We start from the raw sequence: 12,007 nt of genomic DNA, 5'->3' as shown, positions 1-12,007 counted from the left end.
TTCCAGTCGCGTGTCCTGGACCCGAAGCGGGATGATCTAGCCCTGGGCAGGTTGAAGCGCGGGTAAGACCGCGTGGAGGACCGAACGGACCTGGGTTGAAAACCGGGCCGATGACCTGGGGCTAGGGGTGAAAGGCCAATCAAATTCCGTGATAGCTGGTTCTCTCCGAAATGCATTTCGGTGCAGCGTCGCGTGAGTGCCTCCATGGGGTAGAGCTACTGGATGCTTGAGGGCCCGTATCGGGTACCGACAGCAGCCAAACTCCGAATACGTGTGAGGTGTATCGCGGCAGTGAGTCGGCGGGGGATAAGCTCCGTCGTCGAGAGGGAGACAGCCCAGATCGTCGTCTAAGGTCCCTAAGCGCGTGCTAAGTGGGAAAGGATGTGGAGTCGCATAGACAGCCAGGAGGTTGGCTCAGAAGCAGCCATCCTTGAAAGAGTGCGTAACAGCTCACTGGTCTAGTGGTTCCGCGCCGATAATGTAGCGGGGCTCAAGCACGCCACCGAAGACGCGGCAGCGCAGTTTGCTGTGCTGGGTAGGAGAGCGTTCCGCGTGGGGCGAAGCGGCGGCGTGAGCCGGCCGTGGACCGCGTGGAAGTGAGAATGCAGACATGAGTAGCGAGAGGCGGGTGAGAATCCCGTCCGCTGGATGACCAAGGGTTCCGGGGCCACGTTCGTCGTCCCCGGGTGAGTCGGGTCCTAAGGCGAGGCCGACAGGCGTAGTCGAATGGATGAAGGAGTCGATATTCTCCTACCGGCGTCAAGCCGTCCAATCCAAGACGTGGAAGCGTGCCCTTACCCGTGTCGGGTGATGGTCTTCGGACCGTCCGATGGCATGGGACCGGCGTGTGGATGCGTGGCGGGTAGCGCGGGAGTGACACGGAACGGGAGCCGGGCCGCGGTGGTGGTTATCCGTGGTCAAGCATGCGGCGCGTCGGGCAGGCAAATCCGCCCGGCATGAGCGCGAGGTGTGATGATGGGGGGTCTTGTGCCCCGAATCCGGTGTGCCGTTCCGTCGAGAAAAGCTTCGGCGTGAGGAGTGGCGCCGCCCGTACCCTAAACCGACACTGGTGGTCAGGTAGAGTATACCAAAGCGATCGAGCGAATCCTGGTCAAGGAACTCGGCAAATCACTCCCGTGCCTTCGGTATAAGGGAGGCCCCTGCCGGTGAGGCGCCTTGCGCGCGGAGCCGGTGGGGGCGGCACAGACCAGGGGGTAGCGACTGTTTACCAAAAACACAGGTGCATGCGAAGACGTAAGTCGCTGTATATGCACTGACGCCTGCCCGGTGCCGGAAGGTTAAGAGGATCCGTCATCCCTCTTCGGAGGGGGCAGCGGTGAATTCAAGCCCCGGTAAACGGCGGTGGTAACTATAACCATCCTAAGGTAGCGAAATTCCTTGTCGGGTAAGTTCCGACCTGCACGAATGGCGTAACGACTTCCCCACTGTCTCGACCAGGAGCTCGGCGAAATTGCAGTACGAGTAAAGATGCTCGTTAAGCGCAGAAGGACGAAAAGACCCCGGGACCTTTACTATACCTTGGTATTGGCGTTAGGTGCGGACTGTGTAGCATAGGCGGGAGGCTTCGAAGCGGGTGCGCCAGCATCCGTGGAGCCGGAATGTGAAATACCGCTCTGTCCTCATCTGGCCTCTAACCTCGGCCGGTCATCCCGGCCAGGGACAGTGCCTGGCGGGTAGTTTAACTGGGGCGGTTGCCTCCCAAAGAGTAACGGAGGCGCCCAAGGGTTCCCTCAGCCCGGTTGGCAATCGGGTGTTGAGTGCAATCGCACAAGGGAGCTTGACTGCGAGACCGACGGGTCGAGCAGGGACGAAAGTCGGAGATAGTGATCCGGTGCCGGCGTACGGACGCGGCATCGCTCAACGGATAAAAGGTACCCCGGGGATAACAGGCTGATCATCCCCAAGAGTCCATATCGACGGGATGGTTTGGCACCTCGATGTCGGCTCGTCGCATCCTGGGGCTGGAGCAGGTCCCAAGGGTTCGGCCGTTCGCCGATTAAAGCGGCACGCGAGCTGGGTTCAGAACGTCGTGAGACAGTTTGGTCTCTATCCTCTGCGCTCGTTGGAATCTTGAGGAGCCCTGCCCATAGTACGAGAGGACCTGGGTGGACGAACCTCTGGTATGCCGGTTGTCGCGCCAGCGGCACGGCCGGTTGGCTACGTTCGGATGGGATAACCGCTGAAAGCATCTAAGCGGGAAGCCCCCTCCAAGATAAGGATTCCATGAAGCCTTCGGGCTTCTGAAGACCCCATGCAGAACACATGGTCGATAGACCGGACGTGGACACCCCGCAAGGGGCGGAGCCGACCGGCACTAATGGTCGAAGACAACACACCATCCACCCCCTTGCGGGGGGTGGCGGCATCAACCCGACTGCGGAACACATGCCTGCGGCAATGAACACGAACACGCACAGGCGATCAGACAATCGGAACACGCGTCCACCATCCGGTCCCCAAACCGCCAGGAGACCCCGGCCCGGCAGGGTCGGAAGAATTGAAGATTCGCGGCGGTCATGGCCTGGGGGAGACGCCCGGTCCCATTCCGAACCCGGAAGCTAAGACCCAGCACGGCAATGGTACTGCACCCGGAAGAGTGTGGGAGAGTAGCACACCGCCGCCATTACACTTGAATATGGGAGGCATCCTCAGGAGAACATTCCTGAGGATGCCTCCCATATTCATATTCGGCTCAGACCAATGCTTTATTGTTCCTGTCTTCCTGCACAAAGCCGTGAGGGAAACAATCAAACGCAGTTCGGCTGAATACCAAAGGTCGCCTCGCACTTGCGCAGTCTGCGATTTGAACCCAGAGAGCACTGATGTCAAAACCGTCGCCCACTTCGCCGCCTGTCGTTTCTGGTCCAGGACATCTAGAATGAAAGGCAGCCAAATCAGGCGAACAAACACGGATACGAAGAAAGCGGATGAGCATGGGCAAAAGAATCATTCTTGTAGGGGCCACGGGCAGAGTAGGCGCATTGACTTGCGAGGACCTGGTCAAAGCCGGCCATGAAGTGGTCGCTTGCGCACGAGGGGCCTCGAAGATTCACGACAGCCAGCAGGTGGAACCCGTGACCTTGGATCTGCATGACCCGCTCTCCCAGGTAACCGACGCATTCCGCAAGACGCATGCGGATGCCGTTGTCTTCACTGCAGGCTCACGCGGCAAGGACATCAACCAGATCGACGCCTTGGGAGCCATGAAGACCATAGAGGCCGCCAAAGAGGTTGGCATCACCAGGTACGTCATGCTGGGAGCCATGTATGCAGCAGACTGGCTGCGCTGGGAGCAGCCCCAGGTCAAACCTGCCATCGACGCCCTGGCTGACTATTACGTGACCAAGAACATGGCCGACCAGTACCTGATCAGCTCCGGACTGGATTACACCATCATCGAGCCAGGCAGCCTGACCGAACAGACCGGCACAGGAGCCATCCAGGTAGAACCAGACGGCCCCGGGCCCATACCGATCCCCGACGTGGCACAATGCCTGGCCGACTGCGTCGACCTTCCCCAGACCTCAGGCAAGATCTACAACATCATCGGGGGAGGCACACCAATCAAACAGGCCCTGACCGCAGAGCAGTGACAACACCAACCAACCAAGCCCTCACAAGAAACTTCTGCCGCGAGACTATGGCGTGTCTGCACAGCAACGGTGATGGTACCTTGGTTGCATTGCTTGTTGGTTCTTGCTGTTGATTGCGCGCTGGCGCACTGCGTCCCAGTGACCTTTATAAAGGCGGGATTGGCGTGGGGACTGGGCGCAGCCTAAGGAGGTCGTTAATGAACATCACCAATTTTCGTGATCTGGGGGGCATTCGGACCATCCACGGCCGCCGGGTTCGTCCCTACAAGTTCATCCGATCAGGACAGCTGGTGGGTCTGGACGAAGATACGAAGAGGGAACTGGTCGACCGCTACCGGGTGACGCAGGTCGTGGACTTTCGCCGGCCCTTTGAGAGACAGGAAAGTCCTGACGACAGGATCGATGGTGTGACCTTTACCAACATTGATCTGCTGGAGCAAAGTGGTACCAACGGCGCCAGCCTGGACGATTTCGCCTCGCTGGGTTTAGCGGATCAGGTCAACGGCCACATGTTGAATGTCTACCATGACCTGGTCATGAGCCCTGCGGCCCAGCAGGGGTATGGGAAGTTCCTGCGAATCGTCGTGGACAACATCCAGGGGGCTACGCTCTTCCACTGCTTTGCCGGCAAGGACCGGACCGGGTTCGCCGCGGCCCTGGTGCTCTGGCTGCTGGAAGTGGACGACACCCATGTATTTGCGGACTATCTGAAGACCAACCAAGAGAGGGTCGTGGCCAACAATCAACTGCTGGACCAATTTCGAGCCAAAGGCTTCGACCAGGATTCACTGGATGCACTACAGATTGCGCTCTGCGTCAAGAAAGAATACCTGGCCCATGCCCAACAAACCATGGTCGAGGCCTACGGGGATGTCTTCACCTATGCCCAGCAGGCTCTAGGGTTCGGACCGGACCATGTGGAGGCACTGCGCAGCAACCTGCTGGAGTAGCCGCACAAGGCTGGAGGTAGCCGGTACGGGTAGACTCGAGCCTAGACGTCAATTGCGAGGAGGACATTGTGCGATACATGAACTTAGGACGGTCAGGGTTCCGGGCCTCCCGTGTGGCCCTGGGGGTCATGCGGATCGATCAGAAGAGCCGCGAGGAAGCGCGGACCATTGTGGAGACTGCCATGAATGCGGGCGTGGACTTCTTCGACACAGCAGACTGCTACCATGCCGGAGCCAGCAGCCGAGCCCTGGGACAGGCTCTGAAAGATCTGAGCGTAGACCGGGACAGCGTGGGCATCCAGACCAAGTTCGGCATTTTCCGCAACCCGGATAGCGATCAGATCACCCGCTACGACTTCTCCAAGGATCACCTGCTGAAGGCCCTGGATGAAGAGCTGGTCAACCTGCAGACCGACCATGTCGACTTCGTACTGCTGCATCGCCCCGACACCCTGGTCGACTTGGACGATCTGGCCGAAGCCTTCAATGAACTGCAATCCAGTGGAAAGGTTCGGCACTTCGGCGTCAGCAACGTCAACCCCATGCAGGTGGAGCTGTTGCAGAGCGCTGTAAGCCAGCGCCTAGAGGTCAACCAGCTGCAATTCGGTCTGGGGCACACCGGCATGGTCGACCAGGAGATTCATGTCAATATGGGCGACGATCCCAGCCTGGACCATGATGGTGGTCTTCTGGCCTATTCGCGGCTGAAGTCCATGACCATTCAGGCCTGGAGCCCCTTCCAGACTGGATACTTCGATGGTGTCTTCCTGGACAATCCCCGCTATCCCGAGCTCAATGCAGAGTTGGACAAGTTGGCTCAACAGCATGAGGTAGCCAAGAGCGCTATTGCTGTGGCTTGGATTCTGCGGCATCCCGCGGGCATACAGGTGCTTCTGGGATCCATGAACCCCGAGCGCATCACGCAGATGGCCGCCGGCGCGGATGTGGATCTGACCGCTCAGGAATGGTACGACCTCTACCTGAGCGCCGGTCACGACCTGCCCTGATCCGTGCTCTAGAGTCGCTCGCGTCCGCCCGTCTTTAACTGCTTCTGGTTATGAAGGATTGCGCCCTGCCAGTCTGATCTTGCATCATTCGGATGTGTCATCTGGCAGGGCCTGCCCGATCGGGCATTGGGCGCTATGAGTGCAAAAGTGTACAGAAGGATAGTCAGATCGGTTTCGAGGTAGTCGTACGCTGTCATGCATTATTTCACCCCACGACGTTGCGCTGCTACGTCCAAGATCATGTATCACGATCGGGCCAAGGCCCAGCAGGCCGCCGACCGCAGCATGGTCGAACGCAACGTTCTTCTGTGGGTCTACCGTTGTGATTACTGTGGAAACTGGCATCTGACCAGCCATGAGCCGGGCTCCTACCAGCGTATGAGGACGGGCTCGCGAACTCTGAAACCGCATAGTCGCAAACGTGGGTATAAACCCCGCCGTCGGTAGGGGCAGTCATTGCCTCTGCAGCTCTAGCGTTCGACTTGGCATTCTTGATGATCGCAGAGGTGATCCATACGGCCCCAGGCAGCAAGATCGGATTCCGCTGATCTCACTGCTTGGGGCCGATTGGGTTTTGTCTGCTCGCCTAGGGCCGGTGAACTGGACTGGTGAACTTCTCAGGTGAGCCTTACAGTTGTCTGGCCAGCAGGGACTTCGTTGCCTAGCAGGCTGGGTCAAAGCCCTGTCGGCGGATCGAATCCAGCATGGGTTCATGGCCGGAGGCAGGGTTGCGAACCTTGTCAGTCATCATGGCGCTGAATGAACGGTGGGGATCATCCAGGTGCCGTATGTCGCGATAGTAGCGGGTGACCGTCTGATCGAAGTCAGCCAGGGCGTCCTTCATGTCTGCATCATCGTCGGCCCGCTGATAGGTGTTGGTGAAGATTTGCGCTTGACGGGGCATCCTGGGCTTGGGATCCGGATCCTGGGCCGGATGGCCAATGGCAAGACCCAGCACCGGGTAGACCAGCTTGGGCAATTTCAGCAGATCGATTAGTCTGTTCGTATCATTGATGACACTGCCCAGAATGACTCCGCCCAGGCCCAGGGCGTTGGCTGCGGTCTCCATGGCGTGCAGGGCCAGAACCGCATCGTTCTGCGACTGCAGGAAGACATAACCGGAGTTGAGCAGAGTGGTATCCGGTTCCAGATCATCGGCGAATCGTCGGACCAGATCGGCATTGCGGCGCTGGTCGGCGAGGAAGATGTAGAGCAACGGGGCTTCGGCCACGTAGCGCTGATGGGCCATATCCGCGATAGCCAGCGCCTCATCATGATCCGTGACCCTGATGGCCGACCATTCATGGAAATACCGGCTGGTCGCTGCATGCTGGGCCGCCTGCTCCAGCAGGGCGACGGTCTGGTCGTCTACCGGTTCGTCAGTGAATCCGCGGATGGAGCGTCGTTCAAGCAAGGTCCGTATGGTGGGATTGTCGGCCGGATTCGCGGCCGGGGTTTTCTGTGAATTTGATAAGGTCATTTTGACATTCTGGCCGTCAACGCCTGCCAATGCAAGACCTTGTCGTCAAAATCACGCAATCAGCGTTATCTGGACCGGTCTGGTTATCAGTCAGCGTCCCTTGCTCTCAGCGCTGGTGACGACGGTCGATCAGAGCCTGGGAACCCCGCTCGGACAGACCTGAGACCAAGGCGATAACGGCTGCCGACAGAACGCCGAAGAGAAGACCGTCAGTAGCACTCTCCTGATCCTCTTCAGGGCTGTCCACGCCTCCATTGCGTTTGCGGACCAGTTCGTTCCAAAAGGCCTGGAAGAGCTTACCCGCCAACAGCGCGGCGATGCTGGGAAGTGCAAGCTTGACCAGCTTGTCTGTCAGCGATTCCGGGTCAGATTCGATCGAGTTGCGCATGTCATTCACCTTGCTATCCACCTGATGAAGCATGCCGACCACTTGGTCGGCCATCCTGCCAGGTTCCCGTCCTGAGTCCGTCATAGGTTCATTATCCCACATGCATGGTGCTTAGGGCGTGACCGTACCTGGGGTTAAACTGCCATCCATGGACATTGCGAAGAATACGTCGGGCAAAGATGCCTCGAACGAGAGCGAAGGCTATGCTGTGCTGCTGCGGCATGGTCAGACAGTTTGGAGCGAAACCGGGCAATATACGGGGCGTACTGACATCCCTCTGACTGACCAAGGGCGTGAACAGGCCAAAGAGGCGGGTCAAAGACTGGCTAAGGCCTTTCCCGATGGATTTGACCCTGACTGCATTTTTTCCAGCCCCCTGCAACGAGCCAGGCAGACAGCCGAACTGGCCGGTTTCTCTGATCCGGCGCCGATGGATGGGATTCTGGAGTGGGATTACGGTCCGGCCGAGGGGCACCGTCCTCAAGACGTGGTGGCCAGCCTTGGCCGTGACTGGAAACTGTGGATCGACGGTCCGCATGCTTTGGGCATCGATGAGCTGGCTGGCGACCGGATGGTCGATCTGCCTTCGGGCAGCCCCGTTTCCGTACATGTGACTCAGGGCGAAAGTCTGGATCAGGTAGCTGCCCGTGCGCGTGGGATTGTCGAATGGCTCGAGCCTCTGGTGTGTTCGGGGCGGCATGTGCTTCTGGTGGCGCACGCCCACATCCTGCGCATCCTGACGACGCAGTGGCTTGACTTGGATCCCCATAAGGCCCAGCTGTTCAGAATGAATACGGCGCATTATGGTGTTCTTGGCATCTACCAGGGCAAGCGTGTGCTCAGGCAGTGGAACGTGTGATCGGGCTGAATATTATTTGTATTAGTCGCGACTTGCTGCCTGCGCCCCAACGTGGCTCTTTCCCCCGGTACGAACGTAAGCAATACTGCCATGCCATACTCCTGACTCCTGGCAGGCTATAGCCGTGGGAAAGGACTCAATGCTGAATATTTGGTCTATCTGGCTTTGTGCCATCTTGACGGCGGTGCGCTCCGCCTGGCTGGCTCGGCAAGCACAGGTATCAAAAGCATTGACCAGTTTTGCGCGCTGAGGATGGCATACAGAAGCGTGTATCTCAGTAATTGCGAGGGCAATGTTTCCAAGCCTCAAAGAGATGATATTACGTTATCGATTTGAGGAAAGAGTGGCCTTGTCATAGCTCGTGGGCATGTTTCGCGGATCCTGACTGCATCGGATCTGCATGTTGACGTGCCGTTTTTGCAGTCGATGATGACTGGGCGAGTCCTCCGTCAAGATAACGTACCGATCTAGAGAGTTCTTCTAGATATTATGCAAACGTTTGTATAAGAGAACACATTTTTCTTTGCAAAATAATGGAAATGAATCATTAAGGGCAATTAATAAGCCTAATTGAGAGACGATATAAAATGCTAGCGTTTGCAATTCGATCGGAAAAGTGGGAAATTATGAGTACAGGCGGTTGATGAAGCTTAGCTTGATCTGTGCCGCCGCGTAAGTGATTGCGGGACACCTCGCGATCTAGAGGAAAGGTTCAAAGATGAATAATACGGTCAAGACGGCCATAACTGCGGCGGTGGCTACAGTCATGACTCTTGGAGCCGTTGCCGGGTGCGGGGCCTCCGGAACTGCTGCCAAAAGTGATCAAGGGAAGGTGTATTTCCTCAATTCCAAGCCTGAAGTTTCGGACAGTTGGAAGAAGATTGCCGATGAGTATACCAAGCAGACAGGTGTTCAGGTCACGGTGGAAACCGCGGCTTCGGGAACTTATCAGCAGTCACTGAAATCCGAGTTTGCCAAGTCTGAACCGCCTACACTCTTTCAGCTCTCTGGGCCGGTGGACATGGAGACTTGGAAGGATTACACGGCTGATCTGACTGATACGGCAATCTACAAGCAGATGAAGGATCAGACCCTCGCCTTGAAATCTGCAGAAACCGGTAAGCCAGTAGGCGTGCCCTTCGTTATAGAAAGCTATGGCTTGATTTATAACAAGGACATCCTGGACAAGTACACCAAGACCAGCGGTGCAGCGGTCAAATCCGTCAAAGACATTAACTCATTCGACAAGCTCAAGGCTGTTGCTGATGGGATGCAGAAGCACAAGGACGAACTGGGTATCAAGGGAGCATTTACTTCAGCCGGTTTTGACTCGAGCTCCATCTGGCGGTATGACACTCACCTGGCCAACATGGCGCTTGATAGAGAATTCAAAGATGATGGAATCACGCAGGAGCCGGCCAGCATCAAAGGCACCTACCTGCCTCAGTTCAAGAACATTTTTGACCTGTATCTAACGGATTCGACCACTCCGCGCACGCAGCTCAGCAGCAAGACGAATGATGATGCGAACTCTGAATTTGCCTTGGGGGACGCTGCATTCTATCAAAACGGCACTTGGGCCTGGACTGATCTGCAGAACGCTGGGATGGATGCCGACAAGGTCGGTATGATACCCATCTACATGGGTTTGCCCAACGAGCATGAGCAGGGATTGGCGACCGGTTCTGCGCAGTACTGGTGCTTGAATAAAAAAGCCGATGCCAAGAACATCAAGGCTACCGAGAAGTTCCTTGACTGGATGATTACTTCAGAACAGGGCAAGAATGCCATAGCCAAGGATATGGGTTTCACCACCCCGTTTAAGACTTTCAACAAGGTGAAGACCGATAACCCTCTGGTCGCCGCTATGCAGAAAGACTCTGATTCCAAGCATGAGCGTGTGGGCTGGAGCTTCACGGTTGCGCCTTCGGAGCGTTGGAAGGATGATCTCGGAAGCGCCATGCTTGAATATGCCCAGGGCACTGCCGGCTGGGATGGTGTCCAGAAGGCCTTCGTAGACAATTGGGCGAAGGAGTATCAGGCCAACAAACACTGATTCGTTGTAAGGAATGGTCTCAGCGCTGGAGCGGAGCGGTGGACGACCGGAGAATCAATGTGGGAGGGATCAGCTCATGCGGATTCTCCGGCTTCTTTCCCTCGATAAGCTGCAGGGTCTTCTTGGCAAGCGAAACAGCCATTTCATAAGGCTTCTGCCGAATGGTGGTCAGGCCGATATCCTCTGCGAATTTGCTGTCGTCATATCCTATGACGGACATGTCTGAGGGAACGGCGATGCCGAACCGTTGCAGCTGGAAGATGAGTGGTATGGCCAACGAATCTTCCTGACCCGCTATTGCGGTGGGTCTGGTTTTCAGGCTTTCCAGCTGTGCCAGCACAGCACTGGTGGGGTTTTCGGTTGCCGGGGCTGCCAAGACCGTTGGTTTGATCTTGGCAGCTCTGCAGGCGCTCAGGAACCCTTCCAATCTGGCTTGAACGCTGAAACGAAGCGAAGCAACAGGAGTTGATCGTACATATGCAATATGAGTGTGACCGAGAGCTATCAGATGATTGGCCGACAGCATGCCACCATTGAAATCGTCAATGCGGACCGAGGCCATGAAACCCTTCTCCTCCGTAACGTTGAGACTGAGGATCGGCACGTTGATGCTGGCAAGACGAGAAACCTCTGAGGCTTCAATGTCGAAGGAGGTGACGATGACGGCATCGACGTTGCGCTTCACTGGTAATGCTTCAAAGAATTCTCTTCGTGCATGGCCACTGGTGATCTGGCAGATGGAGATGTCATACCCATTGCGAGAAAAGACCGCGTTGAACCCTTCCATGATGGTCGAGTTGAACCAGGTGCTCAAGTGGTCGTTGATGAGCACAGCCACCCGTAGGGACTGGCCTGATTTGAGCGCGGTCGCGGAACGGGAAATCGAAAAGTTCAATTTTCGTGCAGTTGACAGCACCCTGGAACGCGTGCGCTCGGAGACCAGTTCCGGCCGAGTGAATGATCGAGAGACTGTGGAAACGGAGACATTTGCTTGTTTGGCCACGTCCTGGATTGTGGATTCCATGGATAACTCCTCGTCAAAGCTGAGCCAAGACCAGCTCCTGCAATTGAATGCCGTTGCGGTGCTCAGATATCTGATGATAGCGCGCTCGATTGAAATACTGTCTGTTCCGCTTATGTCGTCTTTGGTTGTTGCAAGGAGCTATCGATGTGTTGAAAACGATACTGGAGCTGTCAATTTGCAAAGGAGCAAGCGTATGTGTGCATCAATGGACGTGTCGTCCCGAATGAGAGGGCGGGAATGATGATTTCGATGGTTGGTCGGTCGATTCGTAGGTGGTGGGGGTTGTTTGTGTTGCCTACGTTGTTGGCGTTTGTGGTTGGTTTTGTGGTGCCGTTTGTGATGGGTGTGTATTTGAGTTTTTGCCGGTTCACGACGGTGGTGGATGCCCGGTTTGTGGGGTTGGGCAATTATGCGGCGGCGTTGTCGGATAGGGAGTTCTGGCATGCGATGGTGTATACGGTGGCGTTCACGGTGGTGACGACTCTGGTCATCAATGTGTGTGGTTTCGCGGTGGCGTATATGCTGACCAAGGCGATCCGTGGGGCGAATGTGTTCCGTTCGGTGTTCTTCATGCCGAATCTGATCGGTGGGATCATCCTGGGGTATATCTGGCTGCTGTTGTTGAACGG

At 56.7% G+C, this 12,007-nt stretch carries 10 protein-coding genes and 2 rRNA genes; 9 read left to right on the top strand and 3 right to left on the bottom strand.

Annotated features, from left to right (window positions below; translation table 11 throughout):
* From CI601_RS03505 to CI601_RS03480, 6 genes are all read left to right on the top strand, one after another.
* A 23S ribosomal RNA gene (locus tag CI601_RS03505) occupies window positions 1-2,358 on the top strand; the annotation flags it as partial.
* 169 nt (window positions 2,359-2,527) lie between these two features.
* Window positions 2,528-2,644, top strand: a 5S ribosomal RNA gene (gene rrf, locus CI601_RS03500).
* Window positions 2,645-2,948: 304 nt separating this feature from the next.
* Window positions 2,949-3,614 carry an SDR family oxidoreductase gene (locus tag CI601_RS03495; protein WP_051354186.1) on the top strand — a complete coding sequence of 222 codons (666 nt, stop codon included), beginning with the start codon at window positions 2,949-2,951 and terminating at the stop codon, window positions 3,612-3,614.
* 197 nt (window positions 3,615-3,811) lie between these two features.
* Window positions 3,812-4,564 (top strand): tyrosine-protein phosphatase, encoded by a 753-nt coding sequence (locus tag CI601_RS03490; protein WP_024628095.1) that lies wholly within the window; start codon window positions 3,812-3,814, stop codon window positions 4,562-4,564.
* Between the two features lie 68 nt (window positions 4,565-4,632).
* Entirely contained in the window at window positions 4,633-5,571 is a 939-nt protein-coding gene (locus CI601_RS03485) for an aldo/keto reductase family oxidoreductase (protein WP_024628096.1), read from the top strand.
* A gap of 195 nt (window positions 5,572-5,766) precedes the next feature.
* Complete coding sequence (locus CI601_RS03480; RefSeq protein ID WP_024628097.1) at window positions 5,767-6,018, top strand: hypothetical protein; 252 nt, start codon at window positions 5,767-5,769, stop codon at window positions 6,016-6,018.
* Between the two features lie 214 nt (window positions 6,019-6,232).
* On the opposite strand, the gene CI601_RS03475 is transcribed toward CI601_RS03480, so the two are convergent.
* Together CI601_RS03475 and CI601_RS03470 are read right to left on the bottom strand one after the other, a co-directional pair.
* Window positions 6,233-7,051, bottom strand: coding sequence for a nitroreductase family protein (locus CI601_RS03475; RefSeq protein WP_024628098.1), 819 nt, complete (start codon window positions 7,049-7,051; stop codon window positions 6,233-6,235).
* A 106-nt stretch (window positions 7,052-7,157) separates the two neighbouring features.
* Window positions 7,158-7,523 (bottom strand): DUF4235 domain-containing protein, encoded by a 366-nt coding sequence (locus CI601_RS03470; protein ID WP_024628099.1) that lies wholly within the window; start codon window positions 7,521-7,523, stop codon window positions 7,158-7,160.
* Window positions 7,524-7,587: 64 nt separating this feature from the next.
* Here CI601_RS03470 and CI601_RS03465 point away from each other — a divergent pair, with 64 nt between their 5' ends.
* Both CI601_RS03465 and CI601_RS03460 read left to right on the top strand, forming a co-directional pair.
* Entirely contained in the window at window positions 7,588-8,298 is a 711-nt protein-coding gene (locus CI601_RS03465) for a histidine phosphatase family protein (protein WP_029676371.1), read from the top strand.
* Between the two features lie 718 nt (window positions 8,299-9,016).
* Window positions 9,017-10,354, top strand: a complete 1,338-nt coding sequence (locus CI601_RS03460; RefSeq protein ID WP_024628101.1) for an ABC transporter substrate-binding protein — start codon at window positions 9,017-9,019, stop codon at window positions 10,352-10,354.
* Between the two features lie 19 nt (window positions 10,355-10,373).
* Here the strand turns inward: CI601_RS03460 and CI601_RS03455 are convergent, their stop codons facing one another.
* Window positions 10,374-11,378, bottom strand: a complete 1,005-nt coding sequence (locus CI601_RS03455; protein WP_121914313.1) for a LacI family DNA-binding transcriptional regulator — start codon at window positions 11,376-11,378, stop codon at window positions 10,374-10,376.
* Window positions 11,379-11,618: 240 nt separating this feature from the next.
* Between CI601_RS03455 and CI601_RS03450 the strand changes: the two genes are divergently transcribed.
* Window positions 11,619-12,007: carbohydrate ABC transporter permease (locus tag CI601_RS03450; protein ID WP_147437933.1), on the top strand; the 389-nt coding region annotated here is incomplete at its 3' end.

The sequence above is a fragment of the Bifidobacterium sp. wkB344 genome (assembly GCF_003688305.1).
Lineage (GTDB): Bacteria > Actinomycetota > Actinomycetes > Actinomycetales > Bifidobacteriaceae > Bombiscardovia > Bombiscardovia mizhiensis.
The sequence above is the reverse complement of the archived record's forward strand: the minus strand, read 5'-3'. Positions and strand labels throughout refer to the sequence as shown.